At 61.6% G+C, this 20,263-nt stretch carries 19 protein-coding genes and 1 tRNA gene; 5 read left to right on the top strand and 15 right to left on the bottom strand.

What is annotated here, in order from left to right; translation table 11 throughout:
- Positions 1-115 precede the first annotated feature (115 nt).
- The 3 genes from ACMDB8_RS11740 to ACMDB8_RS11730 all read right to left on the bottom strand — a co-directional run bounded on the left by ACMDB8_RS11740 (position 116) and on the right by ACMDB8_RS11730 (position 3,202).
- Entirely contained in the window at positions 116-1,324 is a 1,209-nt protein-coding gene (locus ACMDB8_RS11740; protein ID WP_409079009.1) for a DSD1 family PLP-dependent enzyme, read from the bottom strand.
- 74 nt (positions 1,325-1,398) lie between these two features.
- The gene (locus tag ACMDB8_RS11735; RefSeq protein ID WP_409078985.1) at positions 1,399-2,793 is read right to left on the bottom strand and encodes a D-arabinono-1,4-lactone oxidase; all 1,395 of its coding nucleotides are present in this window, start codon (positions 2,791-2,793) and stop codon (positions 1,399-1,401) included.
- A gap of 22 nt (positions 2,794-2,815) precedes the next feature.
- Positions 2,816-3,202, bottom strand: a complete 387-nt coding sequence (locus ACMDB8_RS11730) for a c-type cytochrome (RefSeq protein ID WP_056724348.1) — start codon at positions 3,200-3,202, stop codon at positions 2,816-2,818.
- Between the two features lie 265 nt (positions 3,203-3,467).
- Here ACMDB8_RS11730 and ACMDB8_RS11725 point away from each other — a divergent pair, with 265 nt between their 5' ends.
- Together ACMDB8_RS11725 and ACMDB8_RS11720 are read left to right on the top strand one after the other, a co-directional pair.
- Positions 3,468-5,093 (top strand): NADP-dependent glyceraldehyde-3-phosphate dehydrogenase, encoded by a 1,626-nt coding sequence (locus ACMDB8_RS11725; RefSeq protein WP_409078986.1) that lies wholly within the window; start codon positions 3,468-3,470, stop codon positions 5,091-5,093.
- Between the two features lie 44 nt (positions 5,094-5,137).
- A complete protein-coding gene (locus tag ACMDB8_RS11720; RefSeq protein WP_056724344.1) occupies positions 5,138-6,178 on the top strand; it encodes an FUSC family protein in 1,041 nt (346 codons plus the stop codon).
- A 15-nt stretch (positions 6,179-6,193) separates the two neighbouring features.
- On the opposite strand, the gene ACMDB8_RS11715 is transcribed toward ACMDB8_RS11720, so the two are convergent.
- Positions 6,194-7,087 carry a DMT family transporter gene (locus ACMDB8_RS11715; protein WP_409078987.1) on the bottom strand — a complete coding sequence of 298 codons (894 nt, stop codon included), beginning with the start codon at positions 7,085-7,087 and terminating at the stop codon, positions 6,194-6,196.
- A 136-nt stretch (positions 7,088-7,223) separates the two neighbouring features.
- Here ACMDB8_RS11715 and ACMDB8_RS11710 point away from each other — a divergent pair, with 136 nt between their 5' ends.
- Both ACMDB8_RS11710 and ACMDB8_RS11705 read left to right on the top strand, forming a co-directional pair.
- Positions 7,224-7,661 carry an Lrp/AsnC family transcriptional regulator gene (locus ACMDB8_RS11710; protein WP_007987480.1) on the top strand — a complete coding sequence of 146 codons (438 nt, stop codon included), beginning with the start codon at positions 7,224-7,226 and terminating at the stop codon, positions 7,659-7,661.
- 56 nt (positions 7,662-7,717) lie between these two features.
- Positions 7,718-8,047 (top strand): YceK/YidQ family lipoprotein, encoded by a 330-nt coding sequence (locus ACMDB8_RS11705; RefSeq protein WP_409078988.1) that lies wholly within the window; start codon positions 7,718-7,720, stop codon positions 8,045-8,047.
- A 60-nt stretch (positions 8,048-8,107) separates the two neighbouring features.
- On the opposite strand, the gene ACMDB8_RS11700 is transcribed toward ACMDB8_RS11705, so the two are convergent.
- A complete protein-coding gene (locus ACMDB8_RS11700) occupies positions 8,108-8,779 on the bottom strand; it encodes a Bax inhibitor-1/YccA family protein (protein WP_056724337.1) in 672 nt (223 codons plus the stop codon).
- Between the two features lie 123 nt (positions 8,780-8,902).
- Between ACMDB8_RS11700 and ACMDB8_RS11695 the strand changes: the two genes are divergently transcribed.
- A tRNA-Ser gene (locus ACMDB8_RS11695) sits at positions 8,903-8,990 on the top strand.
- Between the two features lie 138 nt (positions 8,991-9,128).
- Here the strand turns inward: ACMDB8_RS11695 and ACMDB8_RS11690 are convergent.
- The 10 genes from ACMDB8_RS11690 to ACMDB8_RS11645 form a co-directional block, all read right to left on the bottom strand.
- Complete coding sequence (locus tag ACMDB8_RS11690; protein ID WP_409078989.1) at positions 9,129-10,580, bottom strand: DUF1254 domain-containing protein; 1,452 nt, start codon at positions 10,578-10,580, stop codon at positions 9,129-9,131.
- Between the two features lie 55 nt (positions 10,581-10,635).
- Positions 10,636-10,812, bottom strand: coding sequence for a hypothetical protein (locus ACMDB8_RS11685; RefSeq protein ID WP_409078990.1), 177 nt, complete (start codon positions 10,810-10,812; stop codon positions 10,636-10,638).
- Positions 10,813-11,092: 280 nt separating this feature from the next.
- Positions 11,093-11,869, bottom strand: coding sequence for a glucose 1-dehydrogenase (locus ACMDB8_RS11680; protein ID WP_409078991.1), 777 nt, complete (start codon positions 11,867-11,869; stop codon positions 11,093-11,095).
- A gap of 23 nt (positions 11,870-11,892) precedes the next feature.
- Complete coding sequence (locus ACMDB8_RS11675; RefSeq protein WP_409078992.1) at positions 11,893-12,708, bottom strand: SDR family NAD(P)-dependent oxidoreductase; 816 nt, start codon at positions 12,706-12,708, stop codon at positions 11,893-11,895.
- Positions 12,709-12,731: 23 nt separating this feature from the next.
- Positions 12,732-13,175, bottom strand: coding sequence for a hypothetical protein (locus tag ACMDB8_RS11670; protein ID WP_409078993.1), 444 nt, complete (start codon positions 13,173-13,175; stop codon positions 12,732-12,734).
- A gap of 83 nt (positions 13,176-13,258) precedes the next feature.
- Entirely contained in the window at positions 13,259-14,380 is a 1,122-nt protein-coding gene (locus ACMDB8_RS11665; protein WP_409078994.1) for a saccharopine dehydrogenase family protein, read from the bottom strand.
- A 32-nt stretch (positions 14,381-14,412) separates the two neighbouring features.
- Positions 14,413-16,017 carry an AMP-binding protein gene (locus tag ACMDB8_RS11660; protein WP_409078995.1) on the bottom strand — a complete coding sequence of 535 codons (1,605 nt, stop codon included), beginning with the start codon at positions 16,015-16,017 and terminating at the stop codon, positions 14,413-14,415.
- Positions 16,014-17,258 (bottom strand): thiolase family protein, encoded by a 1,245-nt coding sequence (locus tag ACMDB8_RS11655; protein WP_409078996.1) that lies wholly within the window; start codon positions 17,256-17,258, stop codon positions 16,014-16,016. Before ACMDB8_RS11655 ends, ACMDB8_RS11660 begins: the two co-directional genes overlap by 4 nt.
- A 10-nt stretch (positions 17,259-17,268) precedes the next feature.
- Complete coding sequence (locus tag ACMDB8_RS11650) at positions 17,269-18,501, bottom strand: acyl-CoA dehydrogenase family protein (protein ID WP_409078997.1); 1,233 nt, start codon at positions 18,499-18,501, stop codon at positions 17,269-17,271.
- A 218-nt stretch (positions 18,502-18,719) separates the two neighbouring features.
- Positions 18,720-20,174 (bottom strand): DUF1254 domain-containing protein, encoded by a 1,455-nt coding sequence (locus ACMDB8_RS11645; RefSeq protein WP_409079010.1) that lies wholly within the window; start codon positions 20,172-20,174, stop codon positions 18,720-18,722.
- Positions 20,175-20,263 lie beyond the last annotated feature (89 nt).

The raw sequence follows: 20,263 nt of genomic DNA, 5'->3' as shown, positions 1-20,263 counted from the left end.
AATGACGCCTTCGTCGGAACGCCGCCCGGAGCAAGCCCGCTCCCACAGGGGAATGCATTCCAAATGTGGGAGCGGGCTTGCTCGCGAAGGCGTCGGAACAGTCACCTAACAAATTTCAGGAATACACCGGCCAAGTAGCCACAATCTTCCCACCCCGAACCGCCAGCAAATCCCCGAACTGCAATAACACCGACTCCGTCTGGGTCGGGCGCAAGAACACCTGGTCCTCCACCGTCAGCCCCACCGCCGCCGACCCATTGACCATTTCCTGGTTCGAACTACGGCCATACACACCATTGCTCTGCAACCCCGCGGGCGACTCGAACTGCGCCATCCAGTTACCGCCATAGATGAAATACGTTTCGCGCTGATTGGTGTCCCACCAGGAAAACAGCCTGGACTTGTCATCCAGCGCCGGAATATTCAGCGCCCCGGTGCTTTTCAACACGGGCGTGGCGATGTAGGCGGCCGGCACATGCTCGGCCAGTGACGGCAAATCATAGTGAGTGGGCTTGAGCATCGCCGTCCCCACCGACACTTCGCTGCTGAGCTGTTCGTGTTCATGCATGCGATAGCTCGGGCTGCCGGCCGTATTGAGGGTCAACCCTTCGCGCCACAAACCGGGGTATTGCCGACGGGTGAAATCGACGCAGCGGTGGTAAATCACCATCACCTTGGCGAACAGCTCCTCGGGCGAGCCCAGAATCCCCGGCACGCCCATGCCCACGAACGGGTCGTAGCCCATGAACCCGGCGAATTCCAGGTGCTGCGGGTGCTGGCTGATCAGCGTCAGCATCTGCCCGAGTACGCCAAGGTCGCTGACGCCACCGCGATGCAGCCCGACATCCAGTTCGATGTTGACCCGCATTCGCGTGCCCAGCCCTTGGGCCAGGGCGAGGTATTGCTGCAGGCGCTGCGGTGTATCGAGCAACCATTGCAATTGCGTCGAAGGGTCGAAAGGCCCCTTGTGCGACTGATAGAACAACTCGGCCGAACGCACGGGCAGCGGCTTGCCCAACAGAATGTCGGCCTCGGCAAACTGCACCGCGTCATGGTTGAGAAACGGCTGGTGAAACGACATCAGGCGTTGGGTGCCGGCGCGCCGGGCGATGTAGGCCAGGAGCCCCGGCGCCGGCAGTGATTTTTCCACCAGGCGCAGGTGCTTGCCGGCGCGCTTGACCGATTGCATCACCACATCGATGTTGTGATCCAGCCGATCAAGGTCGATCAGCATCACTGGTCGCATCGGCCCGTGGTCCTTGAGTTCGCGGTTCAGCGTACGGAAGTAATCGCTGTACGGCGCGCCCCGGTCACTCGGCCGCAGCCACGCCCCGACACCCACCAGCAAGGCGCCGACGCCTGCGCTGCCAAGCAAGAAATTGCGGCGATTGACGGCCATCAGCTCACCCCCAGAATGGAAGACAGATGCGCATTGAGAAATTTGCCGCCGGGGTCGAGTGCCTGCCGCACCTGGATGAATTCCTGCCAGCGCGGGTACAGCGGCTGCAGGTTTTTCGCGTTCAGCGTGTGCAACTTGCCCCAGTGCGGCCGGCCGTTGTACTTCCAGAAAATCGGCTCGATGGCCGCGAACAAGTTGTGATGATCCATCTGGTAATGCTGATGGACCGAGATCGAACAGCTGTCGCGGCCTTCGAACATGCTCAGTGGAATGTCGTCGGCCTTGACGTACCGGTACTCGATCGGAAACCAGGTGCGCAGGTCTTTGTCCTGGATCAGTTTGAGAATCTCGCGCAAACAGGCCGGGCCGTATTCGGCCGGCACGGAATATTCCATTTCATTGAAACGCACCGTGCGCACGTTGGCGTAGATATCGAACGAGTCGCCCACCCGGTCATCGAAACTGGCCAGGTGGCGCAGGTTGTTGAGCAGGGTGCGGCGCAGGTCCGGGAAGTCGCTGGCGTATTTGTCGATCTTCTCGATCAGCGTGACAAACTCGTTGCCGCCCTCCTCATCCGCCGGCACGGGCGGTGTGGCCGGGTCGGTGGTTTCGTTCAGGGCGATCGACAAGGCGTAGTCCGAATGGGTCACCACGAGCATTTCCCAGTGCTGGTTTTCCCGGGTGTTCTTGTCCAGGTCCTCCAGCAGTTCTTCAGTCTTGGCGATCCATTGGCGCTCCCGCAAGCGGTACGCCGGGCGGTTTTGCAGGCGCACCCTGGTGGCCACGCCCAACGCCCCCAGGGACACCCGGGCTGCGCTGTACACTTCAGGATGGCGACTGGCGTCGCAGTCCAGCACCTCGCCACTGGCAGTCACCAACTGCATGCCGCAGACATGCGCCGAATAGGATTGAAAGTTTTTGCCGGTACCGTGGGTCGAGGTCGAGATCGCGCCCGCCAGGGTCTGGTAATCGATGTCAGCCATGTTTTGCAGGGCCTGGCCGATGTCCTTGAGCGGCGTGCCCATGCGTGACATCGGGGTGCCGGCGGCGAACTCGGCCTGCAGCGTTTTCCCATCGTGATCGAGCAGACCGGTGAAATAGCTCAGCGAAAGCAAGGTGCCATCAGTGGGCACCAGCGCGCTGAAGGAGTGCGCCGAGCCCACCGGCCGAATCCTGCCGGGGGCCTGGCGCACCACCTGCGTCAACTCATCCAGATTCTTGGGCGCCAGCCGCGCCGCCGGCAGGCAACTCTGGCCGCCCGACCAGTTGCGCCAGGGAATCAGGCGTGGCGCGCGCAACAGCTCGGCCAGTGCCGGCGTTGAGCCGAGCGCGGTAAAGGCGCCAATGACGCTCGCCCGTTGCAACAACTGACGCCGTGTCAGGTCCATCGTCATGAATTGCACCCTGCCGTTCTTGTTATTGGATTTGCTGGCCGGACATAAAGGCAATCAGCGCCAGGAACTGTTCTTGCGAACACTGCATGCACAGGCCCATCGGCGGCATGCCGTTGTAACCGTTGATCGCGTGATCGAGCAGCGTGTCGGCACCCTGCAATACCCGTGGTTGCCAGGCCTTGATGTCACCGGTCAGCGGCGCCCCGGCCGCCGGATTGGCGTGGCACAGCCTGCAGCTGTTGTCGTAGACCTGCGCCAGCTCGGCGTCGGCGGGTCTCGCGGCGCCTGCTTCGCTGCGGGTCGGCGGGTTGTCCGGCGCTTCGCCGCACCCTGCCAGCAACGCCGCAAAGACACACCCCGCCAAGGCCAAACAAAGGCTAGGCTTTTCAGTTAATCGGCTTGCCCGCATGGCTGTCCTCTCATTGGCTGCCCGGCCAGCCGGGTGCAGCCTTTTTTGTTGTGATCAAGGAGAGTCAACCTTAAGGCACCCCGCGCGGGCGCATTGAGGGCATTGGGGGCCAACAAGGGGCGCTTCTGAGGCCATGACGGAAAGCACCGACAAATCCCCAGACATCACGCCGTGCGGAAAAACGCTGAGATGAGTCATGACAAGCGTTGCTGAGGTCTGCTAAAACGATTCATCAGTGCATCAGCCAATCCAGAGGGGTAGCGACATGACCACAGCCAATATTCTCCAGAATCTGTTCCCAAGCCCCGCCGACATCCCGGAAAAGTACCGCCTTGACGGCCAGACCGAGCAGCGCGAGTACCTGGTCGATGGCCAACTCAGAACCTGGAACGGGCCGCTGGCCCAAGTCCGCAGCCCGGTGTACCTGGCAGGCCCGAATGGCGACGAGCAAGTGATCCTCGGCAGCACGCCGTTGCTCGATGCCGAGACCGCATTGACCGCCCTCGACGCCGCCGTCCGCGCCTACGACCGCGGCCAGGGCCTGTGGCCAACCATGCGCGTGGCCGAACGCATCCAGCACGTCGAAACCTTCCTCGGGCGCATGCGCGAGCAGCGCGACGCCGTGGTCAAGTTGCTGATGTGGGAAATCGGCAAGAACCTCAAGGACTCGGAAAAGGAGTTCGACCGTACCTGCGACTACATCGTCGACACCATCAACGCGCTGAAGGAACTCGACCGCCGCTCCAGCCGTTTCGAACTGGAACAGGACACCCTCGGCCAGATCCGTCGCGTGCCGATGGGCGTGGCCCTGTGCATGGGGCCTTACAACTATCCGTTGAACGAAACCTTCACCACGCTGATCCCGGCGCTGATCATGGGCAACACCGTGGTGTTCAAGCCGGCCAAGCTCGGCGTGCTGCTGATTCGCCCGCTGCTGGAGGCCTTCCGCGACAGCTTCCCGACCGGGGTGATCAACGTCATCTACGGCAGCGGCCGCGAGACGGTCAGTGCGCTGATGGCCAGCGGCAAGATCGACATCTTTGCCTTCATTGGCACCAACAAGGCCGCCAGTGACTTGAAAAAACTCCATCCGAGACCCCACCGCTTGCGCGCGGCGCTGGGCCTGGATGCGAAAAACCCGGGCATCGTCCTGCCGGAAGTGGATCTGGACAACGCGGTCAGTGAAGCGCTGACCGGTTCACTATCGTTCAATGGCCAGCGCTGCACCGCCCTGAAAATCCTGTTTGTCCATGAAGACGTGGTTGAGTCCTTCATCGACAAATTCAATGCCAGGCTCGCCAACCTCAAGCCCGGCATGCCCTGGGAAAGTGGCGTAGCCCTGACACCGCTGCCGGAATCGGGCAAGGTCGACTATCTGCATGCACTGGTGGCGGACGCCGAGAGCAAAGGCGCCAGGGTGGTCAACCCCAACGGCGGCGAGGCTCGTGCTTCGTTCTTCTACCCGGCGGTGCTGTACCCGGTCACGCCGCAGATGCGGGTGTATCAGGAAGAACAGTTCGGCCCCGTCGTCCCCATCGTGCCGTACCGTCATCTGGATACCGTGATCGACTACGTGCTGGAGTCGGATTTCGGCCAGCAATTGAGCATCTTCGGCACCAATCCGGTGGCGGTCGGCCGGCTGGTGGACACCTTCGCCAATCAGGTCGGGCGCATCAACCTCAATGCCCAGTGCCAGCGCGGCCCGGACACCTATCCTTTCAATGGTCGCAAGAACTCGGCCGAAGGCACCTTGTCGGTCCATGACGCGCTGCGGGTGTTTTCGATCCGTACCCTGGTGGCCACCAAGTTCCAGGAAACCAACAAGGACCTGATCAGCGAGATCATCAGCGGCCGCAGTTCGAGCTTCCTGACCACCGACTACATCTTCTGAGGAGAGCCGGCCTGAGTACATCCAGAGCCCATCGGCTGCCACCCTTGCTGCGCCGACTGCTGCGTCCGTTGCTGGACCCGTACCGGCGCTACCGCCATGCCCGGGTGATCCACGCGGTGCGGGTGTCGCTCGGGTTGCTGGCGACGATCCTGCTGACCACCGGGATCAACCTGCCCCACGGTGAGTGGGCGTCGGTGACCATGCTGGTGGTGATCGGCGGCCTGCAGCACCACGGCAACATCGGCAAGAAAGCCGCCGAGCGCGCCATCGGCACTTTGATCGGCGCCGGTGTCGGCCTGGTACTGGTGGCACAACAGGCCTGGCTCGGGATGCCCTGGCTGACCTATTTCGCCATGTCGGTGGTCTGCGGGTTTTTCTCGTATCACGCCATCGGCAAGGGTGGCTACACCGCACTGCTATCGGCGATTACCGTGTTCATCGTCGCGGGGCACGGCGACAACCCGGTTACCGATGGCTTGTGGCGCGGGGTGGACATCCTGATCGGCATTGCCCTGGCCTTGGCGTTTTCCTTCGCCCTGCCGTTGTATGCGGTTTATTCCTGGCGCTACAACCTGGCCGATGCGCTGCGTGATTGCGCGAAAATCCATGGGCGCATCATAGACGGCCAGGCTATCACCGCCGACGAACACCTCAAGCTCATGACCCGCCTGAACGCGGCGATGGTGCAACTTCGCTCACTGATGCCCTCGGTGTCCAAGGAAGTGAAGATCTCCATGACCGACCTCGATGCTCTCCAGCGCAACCTGCGCATGTGCGTCAGCACCCTGGAGATCCTCGGCAATACCCGACCGGATACCAATGACCCCGAGGCGATGTTGCTGATGCAAACGGCCTTGAAAGCCGAACATCGGCAGATTCGCGTGCAATTGATCGGCATGGCCCGGGCGTTGAAATCAGGCGCCGCCCAGCGGCTCAATCGCCCCGTGGATGCCCCTCTCGTCAGCCTCGATGCACCGGTCTATAACACGCTGGACGGGTACCGCTTGCTGACTCAACAACTGGCCGCCAACGTCGGCGAGATGCGCCAGCGCCTGGCCAAGAGCGCGCCGCGCTGGAACATCTGACGCCTGGGGCGCGGGTTACGGCGTCACCGTGCGCCGAAACTTCAGCGACCAGCCTTGTTGCATGCCGGCAGCGGCCAGCAAAATCGCCGCGACGCCGATCCATTGCAGCGGCTCCAGGCGATGACCGAAGGCAAACCAGTCGACGAAAATCGCCGCGATCGGGTAGATGAAGGACAGCGCACCCGTCAGCACCGTCGGCAGTTTTTGAATCGCGCCGTACAGCAACACGTACATCACACCGGTGTGCACCATGCCCAGCGTCACCAGGCTGGCCCACGCGCTCGGTGCCTGCGGCAATACCGAAAGATTCGCGAATGGCGCGAGCAACAGCACGCCGGTGCTGACCTGGATCAGCGCGATCAAATGCGGCGGCGTACCCGTCAAACGCTTGATGATCAACGCGGCAATCGCATAGAGAAACGCCGCGCCCAACGCCAGGGCAATGCCCATCAGGTAGTCGCTGCCGCTCTCGCCCTGGCTGCCATGGGCGCTGACAATCGCCAGCATCCCGAGAAACGAAACGCCCAGCCAGGTCAGTTTCTGCGCGGTGATCTTTTCGTTGAGAAACAAAGCCGCCAGCCCGACCAGCATGAACGGCTGGACGTTATAGACGGCGGTGCCGATGGCAATTGATGCCCGGGAATAGGACGCGAACAACAGCACCCAGTTGCCGACAATCGCCACACCGCTGAGCACCGCCAGCAGGAACGTAGTGCGGGTCAGAATGCCGGGACGCAGAAAGCCGAAAGCTGCGCAAATCAGCAGCAAGGTGCCGGCACCGAACAGGCAGCGCCAGAACACCACGTCCAGCACCGGTTGCCCGGACACCAGCACGAACCAGCCGATGGTACCGGAGATCAGCATGGCGGCCGTCATTTCGAACGAACCGCGGCGTAGGGTTTTGTCCATCATCAGACTCCTCTGTTTGTGGCCAAAGTATGCCAATGCACCCAGGGACTACTCCAGAGCAAAAAGCAGGCTAAACTCGTAATCTGCCTTTTTTATAAAGGCCATTTTGAAAAAATGCCTAACAGAGGATTTTGCCATGACCGATGACATCGACCAGGTGCTGATCACGGCACTGATGGAAGACTCGCGACGCTCGCTCAAGGCCTTGGCGCAAATCAGCGGCCTGTCCTCCCCCAGCGTCGCCGAGCGTCTGCGCCGCCTGGAAGAGCGCGGCGTGCTCAAGGGCTACACCGTTGAAATCGACCCGAAATGCTTTGGCTATCAACTCCAGGCCATCGTGCGTATTCGCCCGTTACCGGGGCAATTGCAGGAAGTGGAACGGCAAATCATGGCCATTCCCGAATTCACCGAGTGCGACAAAGTCACCGGCGACGACTGTTTCATTGCGCGCCTGCATGTGCGCTCGATGGAACAACTGGACACCCTGCTCGACCGTCTCAATACCCACGCTGAAACCAATACGGCAATCGTCAAGAAAACCCCGGTCAAGCGCCGTTTGCCGCCCATGGCGTGAGTGATATTTGTTTCAGACTGAAATAGATTGATGCTTTCCGGCGAAGGATTGACGGCATGAAAACTCAGGCAATGCTATTGGTGGCAATGGTGCTAGCGGGTTGCGGCACGATTCAGACGGTTGTGCGCAGTGACGAAGCGGCCGCAAAAAGCCTCAAGGACCACAAGAGTTATTGCGGCGCGGTGCCACGAATCTACAGCGGCGTGACCTACGACTTCTGCTACCTGAACGCGGCCCTCGAAGACGGTCGGGATGCGCAGGTACATGATCCCGCCCCCGCTATAGTACTGCTCGACGTGGTCGTGTCCGGGGCGATGGACACACTGCTGCTGCCCTACACCATCTACCGCCAGCAAGCCGATGGCAGCATTGTCATTGCAGAGTAATACTGAATTTCTGGTAATAAAAAACCCGCCTGGGCGGGTTTTTTACTCAGTGCCGACTGATCAGTCATCGCGGCCCATGATGCCGAACAGCTGCAACAGGCTGACGAACAGGTTGTAGATCGATACATACAGGCTGATGGTGGCCATGATGTAGTTACGCTCGCCGCCATGAATGATGGCGCTGGTCTGGAACAGAATGCAGACCGAGGAGAACAGCACGAAACCTGCGCTGATCGCCAGTTGCAGGCCGCTGATCTGGAAGAACAGGCTCGCCAGCGTCGCACCCAGCAGCACGAAGAAGCCTGCCGTGATGAAACCGCCGAGGAAGCTCATGTCCTTGCGGGTGATCAGCACATAGGCCGACAGGCCGCCGAACACCAGCGCCGTCATCGCGAACGCCGAGCTGACCACTTCAGCGCCGCCCTGCATTCCCAGGTAACGGTTGAGGATCGGGCCCAGCAGGAAACCCATGAAACCGGTCAGGGCAAATGCCGACACCAGGCCCCAGGCCGAATCACGGAGTTTGTTGGTGAGGAAGAAAAGACCGTAGAAGCCGATCAGCACCACGAAAATGTTCGGGTAGCCAACATGCATCTGCTGGGCAACGTAGGCTGTCACACCGCTGAATGCCAGGGTCAGGGCGAGCAAGCCGTATGTGTTGCGCAGGACGCGGCTAACCTCTAGCTGCTCAGCCTGCACGCTGTTATTAACTGCGTAATCCTGTTCGCGCATGGCGACACTCCTGTTGGTTTGAAACGTTCAGTCGCAAAGATCATAACAGACGCTCTGTAACAAGCTATGCAGAGAGTTTGACAGTGTGTTTCATTCAGGTATTATGGCGCCCGCAACGCAAACGGAGGTGTGGCCGAGTGGTTTAAGGCAACGGTCTTGAAAACCGTCGACTGTAACAGGTCCATGAGTTCGAATCCCATCGCCTCCGCCATATTTGTACCGACAAAGCCCTGATTATTCAGGGCTTTGTCGTTTCCGGGGTTTGGCTTTCACTGCTGCCTCTGCACGGATCGTTTCCGCATCTTTTCGGCCATTTCCGCAACCTACCCCATTGCAATCGCCGGGAGCGTTACTTGGTCTTGCTCACCGGCGGCATCATGTACTCGCCCTTGACCACGCTGTGCCCCGGACTGTAGAGGCGCAAGAGCAAGCTGAAGTCGCCTTTGGGTACAGGCAGCCAATTGCTTTCCTTGTTAGCCCCTGGCGAAGTGTGCTGCAGGTAAATCGTCAGTGAACCATCGGCGTTCTTCTTCAGGTCCCGGTTCTTGGTGCCGATTGAAAAGCGATTGATCCGGTTAGTTTCGAAGAAGTGCTCACCGTCGTACGCCGATATTGACCAGAACGCCTCGGCCGGCGGCAGTTGATCGGCCGCAAACGTCAGGCTGTACGGCTGAGAGCCCTGCAGCCGTTCGCCGCTGCCATCGAAGTCGGTACCCAGATACAGCGCGTCGTCCGGCTTGTTGGTGGCGATGTACGCCTTGGCTACCCAGGCACGGCGCAAGTAGTCGCTGCCCGCTGCCCCGGCAGTCAGGTCGGCCGCCCACTGATTGCCGAATTTGTCGGGGTGGATGCTGAATGAAAACCCGGCGTTGAGCAGCATCGCGCCATGCGCCAGTGCCCGGTCCAGGCCTCGCTGGGTGGCCGGGCTGGTCTTGGCCAGCTCGAGTGTGCGCTTGAAGGCGTCAATCAATGCCACCTCCTCCGGGCGTGGCTGGTTCTCCGAAAGAACTGTCGCCAGGTCGGCCCAGAATGTTTCGTTCTTGACCCAGCGCACTTCTCCCTTGCTTTGTGCCGGTGCCGGAAATTTCGGCAGTTCGTGCCAATCGACGTTTTTGGGTGTTCCGTCGAACTGACTGAGCGGATAGGCGTTGACCTGGTTGACCAGCGAGCGCACGGTTTCGCGGTCCTGACTGTTGTCGTCCATGAAAATGCGCGGTACCACCCAAGCCAGGTTGGTCGGTGAGCGCAGCACCTCGACCACACCGGCCGGTTTTTCACCCTGCCAGTCCGGCCCGACGATCATATAGAAACCAGGCTTGGACTTGATCCGCGAGCCAGGGGCCGCGAATACCTCGGTGTAGGCGTCCATGCAATGCAACACCCAATAGCGTGCGCCGAAATCAGGAACCTGGAACACCACCGGGCCCTTGCCGAGGTCGGTGAACATCTGACCGTAAATCACGTCCTGGTTGGGGGTCAGCACAAAGCGCTGCCCGGCATCGAGGTAGTCGGTCAGCATGCTCAACTGATTGACCGGGGCCACCGGAATGATGCCGCCGACCAGCCCTGGACGTGGCACCGGCTGCATGGCGGCGCGGCGGTTATGCAGATTGATCGCCGGCCAGCCCCAGATGTAAGCCTGTTTGCCGATGAGGTAGGCGTAATCCTCCTGGGCCTTCTGATAAACCTGAGTCGACTCGGCGGCATTGCCCGGCGTCTTTTCCTCGGCCACGGCCCCCAGGTTAATCGACAAGGCCAAGCCTAAAGCGGCGGCAATCGGTGAAAATTGGAGCGAGAACATTAGCGTGTTTTCCTTGTATTGAAGGGGCCTTCCCTTTCCGCGAAGGGTGTTCATGTCAGGATGGCCAGAACCAGCAAAGCCAGACGCAGGTGGTTGACTGGCTGTTCAGTTGGTCCTGTACGGCGTACCAGGCAGGCGGGTACGAGGCGAAGGCGATGGCGCCGGCGATCAGTAGCGAAGGCAGGATCAATTCAAGAACACGCGCAACCTTGCCCAGCCATTCAGAAGCCATGATTGAGTTCCCCACGTTCAGTTGACACGGCGGATGGCTGGCGCCCGGTCACCGTGGTAGATCGACGGGTCCGTGGCCAGGAATGAAGCGGATAGCGCATGCGCAGGTCCTCGATTGTTGTGATCGGGTGGCCCGAAGAGCAGTCGACAGGCAGGAGGACTATGCAAACTCCCTCGGCGCGAATTGATCCCCCACCTGGGGGGAACCTGGCAGGAAAAAAAGGGCGAACCCCGAGGATCACTCGGGTTCCGCCCCAAAAACACAGCACAGCAACTCGCGGTCACTGCGCCAGATAACCTCCGTCGACCACCAGATCCGTACCGGTCACATAGCTGGAATCGTCCGATGCCAGGAACAGCGCAGCCTTAGCGATTTCCTCCGGCGCGCCCACGCGGCCCATGGGGATGCGCTGCTGCAGGAAACCCTGGAACTGTTGCGCCTGTTCGACGCTGATGGTGCCCAGGCCGCCAGTGAACATCGCCGTCGAGATGAAGCCCGGGCACAGGTTATTAATGCGGATGCCGTAGCCCAGACGTGCGCAATGAGCGGCGGCAGCGCGCGTGAAGATGCGCACACCGCCCTTGCTGGCGTTGTAGGACGGCACCATCGGCTCGCCGATGATGCCTTCGATGGATGCGATGTTGATGATCGCCCCGCTGCCCTGCCCCTTCATGGCCGCGATGGCCTGTTGGGTACCAAGGAATACACCGTCAAGATTGACCGCGTTGGTCTTGCGCCACTGCGCCAGGGTCAAGGTTTCCACGTCGGCGATGATGGCTATGCCCGCGTTGTTGACCAATACGTCGAGGCGGCCCCAACGTTGCTGGACGGCGTCCATGACCTGCTGCCATTGCTCCTGCGAACTGGCGTCATGAACATGGAAGTCTGCCGCCAGGCCTTCTTCCTGCAAGCGGGCGGCAGCGCGTTCGCCATTTGCCACATCGATATCGGTCAACAATACCTTTGCGCCTTCACGCAGGAAGGCTTCGGCAATCGCCAGTCCGATGCCGCTCGCAGCGCCAGTCACCAGGCAAACCTTGTTGTGCAGACGACTCATGAGTTTCTCCTTTCTTCAGACAGTCAGCAGGCGCAAGCGCCGCCGTCGATGACGATTTCGCTGCCGGTGCTCCAGCGCGACGCCTCGGACGCGAGGAACAGCACGGCGCTGGAAACATCCTGCGGCTGGCCGTAGCCGAGCGGATGCAGGGACTCGGCGTAGGCATCGGCGCTGGCTTCGTCGGGCGCCAGGCCGATGGCGACAAAGCCGCGGACCACATTGACGCCCATGTCGGTCTTGATGATCGCCGGGTGGATCGAATTGACACGAACGCCATAGCCCAGGCGAGCAAACTCCACGGCCGCTGCCTTGCTCATCAGGCGGACCGCACCTTTGGAGGAGCAATAACCGCCGAGTGCCGGCATGCCTACCAGCCCGGCTACCGATGACAGGTTGATGATCGAACCGCCCTTGCCCGCCGCGGCACCGGGACGCATGACCCGGGCGGCGTGTTTGATGCCGAGGAACACGCCGGTGACGTTGATCTCGTGCATCAGGCGGAAGTCCTCGACGCTGGCCTCGGTAAACAGCGCCATCTTCTCGATGCCCGCGTTGTTGACCAGGACGTCGAGCCCGCCGAAGGCCTCGACCGTTGCTGCGACCACCTGCTGCCATTGGGCCTCATCGGTCACGTCATGCCGCATGGCCAGGGCTTCGCCCCCCGCCGCACGGATTCGTTCGGCAGTGGCTTGCGCCTGCTCGAGCTGCAGGTCGCTGACCATCACTTTGGCGCCCGCCATGGCCAGGGTGTGTGCGGTTTCGGCACCCAGGCCTTGCGCCGCGCCAGTGACCAAAGCGACCTTGCCAGCCAGGGCGAATCGTTCAAATACAGTATTCATTGTGATTTTTCTCTCGTGTTTGCTCACGCCGGTAAACGACGCAGGAAAGCCAGGAACAGCAGGCTGAACAGTGCATCGGCGCTGGCCAGCAGAGGCAGTTGCCAGCCAATGTCTCCAAGCAGCCAATGACCGAACACCAGCACGACCACCAGCGTCTTGCCCAGCACGCCCAAGGCAATGTAAGGGCGAAAACGCTGCGGATCGCCGGCGACTCGCGCGTAGGCGTAGCCGAACACCGCAATCAGCATCGCCGTCAGGTCGAGGAACAAGGCTTTGCTGCCGTAGGCCGGCGTCAGCCCCAACAGGGGTGCCAGCCAGGATTGGCAAAACAACAGGCCCGAGGCCACGGCAACATTGAAGGCGGCTGCGATGCCGAACAGCCAGCGGGCGTGAAGCAGCACCTCTCGTGCTGCCGCGCGCGGGGCGTGAACCGTATCGGCCGGTGTATCCAGGACGACTGGGGGCATATCTTTCTCCGCTTGCGATGAACCGTTCGCCGTCACCAGGCCCGACAGGCATTCGCTGTTCGGGACTGGCATCGGCTGGCTACTCAGGCCGGCAATGCGCTGCAATAGCCGCGCTCGTGGAAGAACTGGATCAGCTCGCGATGACCGAAAGCTTTGGCAGGCGACTGGAAGCCGACATTTTTCTGTCGGTTATCAAGCAGGCGCAGGGCACCTTCGGCACAGAGATCGCCGGTCCAGGTGTAGGCCGCGGACAGGTTCATCACGTAGGACGTGGTGATCTGCCGACCCTGCCCGTGCACCACGATCACACCGCGTTGCACGTCCAGCGAATCCTTCGGCGGCTCGCCCGTGTCCATCTGGTCGCCCATGTGGTTGGTCCACTCTTCACGCTGCTGCTGGGTCAGACCTGGCGCGACTGTGTTGAAGGCTTTGATCGCCTGGATGACCGGGCCGATCATGTGTTCGCCGACTGCCGTGAGCACCTTGCAGTTGCGCACGCGCGGATCGTTCTTGAACCACACCGGCTCGCAAGCGCCACCCCAGGGGTGAGCACTGAGCAGCGCATTGCGATAAGGCACGGACACCTGATAGGCCACGTCATTGGGCCAGGATTTGTACTCGCCCTGCTCCAAGTAGTACTGGGATACGTCGTTGCAGACCATGCGCAGGAACGACTTGGTCGAGGCTTCCGATGGTAGGCCGTTGTCGATCTGGTAGCAGATGTCCAGGCTGTCGATCTGCGGGTTCTCCAACACCACTTCGGCGGCTAGGGAACCGGCGGCCCACATGAAGGAGTTGGCCGGGCACAGCAACAGGCCCTTGGCGGCAAAGGCCGCACCGAACTTCTCGCCGATGGCGGCGGTCCAGTCCTGCTCGCCAGTGGTATCCATGTAATGGCAGCCCGCTTCCAGGCAAGCCTCGACCACCGGCCAGGCGATCTGCATGAACGGACCGGCCACGTTGATCACCACGTCCACCTCGGCGAACAACGGCAGCAAGGATTCCAGATCGTTGTTGGCGACGACGATTTGCGCGTCGACCGGCTGGCCATGACGCTCTTCGACTATTTGCAGTGCCGCTTCGAGGCGGCTCCGGGTGCGCCCTGCCATGTAGAACGGAATGCCGCGCTGGGCCAGGGATTCAGATACCAGTTTGCCGGTGTAACCGCTGGCGCCATAGACCAATACTTTGCGTGCTTGGGACATGTGAATTTTCCTCTTTTTGTTTGAATTGACTGTCAGCGGACTTCGAGATGCACGTTCGCCCGATCCCGCTCAAGGGCTTCGAGCAGGAAGCGATCCTGGGGTTTTTCCGAGGCGGTCTTGGGGATCTGCGCCAACACCTGCAGGTAGCCCGGCACGACGTTCGACTCGAGCTTTTCGCGGCAGACCCGGAAGATTCGCTGTGGGTCGAACCCCACCAGGTCTTTGGGCACCACCGCCGCGACCACGTCTTTTTCGCCGGGGACACCGCTGCTGGCCGGGATGCCATAGACATACACGTCATCGACCTCCGGGCACTCGGCGATGGCTTTTTCGATGAAGGCGCTGCTTATGAACTCACCGTTGCGGCGAATGCCACTGCCTTTGCGGTACTGGAAGAACAACCAACCCTCGGCGTCCTGTGTCACCACATCGCCCATGTGCAACCAGCCGGCAGCGCATTTCTTCGCCGAGGCCTCGGGGTTGTTGAAGTATTCAACCTTGTAGGGACTGCCATCGACCGGCTGGAACAGCAACTCACCCGGCTGGCCCGGCGCGCAGTCATGGCCGGCCTCGTCGACAATGCGGTGGCGCAGATTCGGCGCCGGTTTGCCGATACTGCCGACGGGGCCTGCACCGATCGGCTTGATGCTCAGCCCGCCCTCGGCAGCGCCGTAGAACTCCAGGACCTGGACGCCAAAGCGTTGCTCGAAGTCATTCCAGATCGCCTTGGGCATGCCGGCGGAAATCACGAAACGCACCGGATTGTCGGCGTCGTCAGGGCGGGCCGCCTCGGCATACAGCGCGGTGGTCATGCCGCCCAGCAGGGTGAAGCTGGTGCAGCCGTACTGGCGGGTGATGTCCCACAGGCGAGATTTGGTGAACTTGCGCGACAGCACACAGCGCATGCCCAATGCCAGCGACGCACCGAGGGTGACCAGTTGGGCGTTGGCGTGGGTCAGCGACAGTCCCGAGTACGGACGGTCGTCGGCGTGGTAGCCAAAGGCGCGGTCGGTGATCAGCGCCGACTCGCAATAGCGCCGGTGGGTCATGACGATGCCTTTCGGATCGCCCGTGGTGCCCGAGGTGAAGATCAATTGCATCGGCGCATCGTCGGCCAGATCCGCCAACGGGTAATCGTCAAGACCTGTCTCTAGGACATCGGCATACAGCGTCACATCGGCGCTGCCCTGCGATTCTCCGCTGGCCTCGTCACTGGGCAAGACCAGCACCCAGGGGCGATCGTCGAGCTGCTCGCGTACTGCCAGCAGATTGCCCAGCGCATAGTCGGCAGCGATCACCCCCTTGCAACGCGCATTGTTGAGGAAGAACGCCAGTTTCTCGCCCTTGGCTCGCGGGTCGATCGGCACGAAGACGGTGCCGGTGATTGCCGCTGCCACCATCGCATCGACAAATTCCGCGTGGTTGGCCATCAGCAAGGCGAAGCAGTCACCGGGCCGCAGTCCCAATCGGCTCAAGCCCCAAGCCAGGCGGTGGCCATTGCGCCACAGCTGCGCATAAGTTCGGGTCTGCGCCGGGCTTGCCGGGCCGTTCTCCACCGTCAACACGCAGCGCTGCGAGTTGCTCAGGACCCGGTTGCCTAGCAGTCCGGCCAGATTAAGATCGCTGTAATGACTCATCGAAAATTCTCCCGCACCAATAGAGTGACAACCGTGGCGGCGGCATCCAGGCCGATGGCCCCGCCGCCGTTATGGGCCAGGCCGATACGCGCGTTATCGACCTGTCGCGCGCCGGCGCGGCCTTGCAACTGCTCGGTCAATTCAACGATCTGCGCGCAACCGCTGGCGCCGATCGGATGGCCTTTGCGCAACAGGCCCCCGGAAGCGTTCACCGGCAGGCGTCCCCCAAGATGCGTCGCCCCGGATTCGAGCAATCGCGCACCGCCACCGGGAGCGCACAGGCCTAGGTATTCGTACGCCATGAGCTCCGACGGTGCCGATGCGTCATGCAGTTCGACACAAGACAGGTCCTGCGGGCCGATTCCGGAAGCGGCGTACACCTGCTGTGCCGCCAGGGCGCCGACGCTTTCGCCGGCCTGCTCGAAGTCCCAGCCCGACACCAGCGCCGAAGCCGCCACCCGTACCGGATTACGCAGGCCGAGTTGACGTGCCTTGCGCTCGCTGACCACCACCACGGCCGCCGCGCCATCGCCAATCGGCGAGCACATGGGCAAGGTCAAGGGATCGACGATCGAGCGGGCGCCGAGCACCTGCTCGACGGTCAGCACGTCACGAAACTGCGCGCGTTCATTGAGGCTGCCATGGAAGGAATTCTTTGCCGCGATCATGGCGAAATGCTCGACAGCGGAGCCGTACTGCTTCATGTGCTTCTTGGCCATCAACGCGTAGATGTCCATGAATACCGAACGGCTGCTGCCCGCCCCGGCCACGTCGAACGGCTCGCCTGCGGCTTCGGCGAGTTTCTTCACCACGTTCATCGCACCTTCGGGGTCTTCGACGTCGATGGCGCTGGAAAAAGCCCCGAGGCTGCGGGCCTTGTCTTCGTGAAACAGCTTCTCGTAGCCGCACACCAGGACGATGTCGTAATAGCCGGCACTGACCATGGCGCAGGCTTGCTGAAAGGCCGTGGACGATGAGGCGCAGGCGTTTTCCACGTTGACCACCGGGATCTTGCCGATGCCCATGCCCCGCAAGACCACTTCGCCACGGATCATTTCCTGGCCGGTCACCACGCCGGCGGCGGCATTGCCCATCCACGCCGCCTGCAGCTGCGTCCTGTCCAGCCCGGCATCGTTCAAGGCCAACTGGATCGCCTGTCCGGCCAGACCTTTGAGCGTCTTGTCCAGGTGTTTGCCGAACGGCACCATGCCCACACCGGCAACGTATGCATTCATCTTCATGTCGAGGTTCTCAGATCCGTGAAATCAGGGTGCCGCCCTTGATGGCGAGCATTTCGTTGCAACCGTCCTCGATCATCGAGGCGCGGGCATCACGCAGCAGCTTTTCGACCGGGTACTCACGAGTGACACCGTTGCCGCCGAACAGCTGGATCGCTTGCGAGGCCACGTCAAAGGCGGTCTGCGTCGCGGTGATCTTCGCGGCGATGGAACCTTGCAGCGCCGGTCGGGGCGCCAACTGGTTGAACAGCACCGCACGGCGCGCTAGGGCCCGGGAGGCCTCGATGCGGGTGAACATATGGAACAAGCGATAACGCACGTTCTGGTGGAAGATGATCGGCACACCGCCCTGCTTGCGTTGATGGACGTAGGCATAGGCATGCTCATAGGCGGCGCGGGCCACGCCGGTCCAGATCACGCCCATCAATGCGTTGGCCTCAGCGAGCACGCCCTGCTCAACCCTGACGTAATCTTCCGGCCCGGCCACCAGATGGTCGAGCGGCAGGCTGACGTTGTCGAAATACAACTCACCCTGCGGCAGTGCACGCTGGCCCATTTTGTCCAGCGGCGCCCCGCGACTGACACCGGCGCTGTCGAGTGACACCAGCACCACGCAGCGCTGGTCCCGGCCAGAGCCATCGTCGAAACCGCAGAACAGGATGCAGGTTTGCGCAATCGGGCCATTGGACACCCAGGCGGACTTCTGCCCGTTGATGACGATGCGCTCGCCCTGGATTTTCGCGTTGCAATTCAACCGGCCATGCCCCACGCCGGGGTGGCGTACGTGGCCGCTGCTGTCGAGCATGTCGCTACCATGGTCCGGTTCGGTGATACCCCAGCAGCCCAGCGGGCGGTCAATGTAGCGCTGCATCAGGTCCTGCCGATCGACCAGGTCCAGGACAATGCCCGGGATCATCGCGGCGCCCAGCACCACGGCCAGGCCACCGTCACCGTGCCCCAATTCCTCGAACACCAGGCTCATCAGGCGCGCGCGATCGGCCGCCGGCAAAGCCTGCAGATCGGCCATATTCAGGCCGAACCCGGCGAACTCCTCGAACACCTGCCATATCGGCGAGTCAGCGGCGATCACCTGAGCCGGGGTCATCTGGTCGAGCTGCTGGCCGAGCGGTCGCATCACGTTGCAGGCAAAGCGTCGTGCACTTTGCTGCATCGCCGTTTCCAGCTCATTGAGGTCGGCATCGAGGCCGGTTGGTTCGAGTTCCACTCGCAAGGCATACCCAATCATTATTGTTTCTCTCGGGAAATAGCGGCAGCGGGCCGCACGCAAGGCGCGGCTGTCGCGACAAGGACGAGGTGGATGGTATTAGGAGGAACGCGGGGGATTGACCCCCTTGATGGGGGATGGGAGGTGTTCAGACTTGCAGGTTAAGGGGCCCGACTTGCCTGCCCGATTGCCGGGCAGGCACGTCAATAACTACGGCTACGCTGCCAGCCGCGTCAAGGTCAGTTGGTTTTCACCACATCAGGCGGGGTCCAGCTGCCATCAATGATCGCGGCCTCAGGCCAATAATTTCGCAGCAACAACGAGAACGGCCCGGCAGGAGCTGGCAGCCAGTTGCTTTCCTTGTCCGCGCCCGGGGACTTGGCGCCCAGGTAGAGGGTCAGGGAGCCGTCGGGGTTGTCCTTGAGCGTCTTATTCTTGGTGCCCAGCGAGAAGCGCTGCAAGGGGTTGGCGTGGAAAAAGTGTTCGGCGTTGTACAGCGTCAAAGACCAGAAGCCCTTGACCGGTGGTGTTTGTCCTTTGGCAAAGGTCACCGTGTATTGATGATTGCCGTCGAGCGGTTGCCCCTGGCTGTCGTTTTCCTTGAATTGGTACTGGGTCTCCTCGGGCGTGTTCTGGTACATGCTCGACTTGGAGATGGCGGTACGGTTGAGGTAGTCGGTGCCCCACTGTGACGCGTTGGCCGGTGCGGTCCAGCCGCGACCGATGGGCCGGCCGTTGTAGCGAAAGTGGAACAGGGGGTCGACCAGGTCGGCATCGGCCTTGGCGAAGGTGTCAACCAGCTGTTGCTTGGTCTCGGGATTGCTCGCCGCGGCCTCCCACACCGAACGAATCCAGCCGTACAGGGCTTCTTCGCCCGGTAGCGGCGGCACTCGTTTCAATACGTCCGCGAGATCCTCGTAGTAGCTCGCCGGCCTCACCCATTTGGTCTCGCCGCCGCTGCCCGCCGGAGCCGGGAAATGCGGGAGCTTGGCGTAATCCACGGTTTTCATCTTGCCGTCGAACTGGCTCAAGGGGTACATCACCACCTGGTTGATCAGCGGCTGTACGGCGGCGGTGTCGGCCGGCGTGTCATCTTTGAACACCCGGGGAATGACGAACACCAAGTCGGTCGAGGAACGGGCGACGGCGGTAATGCCCGGCGGCACGGTGCCCTTCCAGTTGTCCCCGGCAATCAGGTAGAAACCCGGCTTGGTCCCGTACTGCTTGCCGATACGCGCCACTTCGTTGGTGCGCGCGTCATACAAGGCATAAACGTAGAAGCGGTCGCCGAAATCCGGCACCTGGATCACCGTCGGCTCGGTATCAAGCGCAGTGAAGCCTGCGCCATAGACCACGTCTTGGTTGGGACAGGCGATGAAGCGTTGCTGCGGCTCGACATAGCTGGTCAGCATCGCGTTATGGCCGACCGGCGCAACCGGAATAATACCGCCCAGCAAGCCAGGCTTCGGCGCCTCGGAGAAGGCCTTGCGGCGGTTATAGGCGTTGACCATGGGGTAACCCCATACATACGCCATGCGACCGACCATCTCGACATAGGACTGGGTCATCACATTGCCGGCCACCGGGCCAGACACCTGGTTGACGCTGGTGGGAATTGGTACTTGTATGTCCGGCGCTTGCGCCAGACTCAGGCGCGGGGCGATGACCGCCGCCAGCGCAAGACTCAAGGCCATGGTAGTGGGTGCTGTTCTCACGATTCACTTCCCTTGCTGGTTGATGATGTGGGTCAACTCAACTCACATGAGTTCACGGCGCGCAGTCC

This window comes from Pseudomonas monachiensis (genome assembly GCF_047345015.1).
In the GTDB taxonomy this organism is placed as follows: domain Bacteria; phylum Pseudomonadota; class Gammaproteobacteria; order Pseudomonadales; family Pseudomonadaceae; genus Aquipseudomonas; species Aquipseudomonas monachiensis.
Note: the sequence above shows the minus strand (reverse complement) of the source record. Positions and strands in the feature narration are given on the sequence as shown.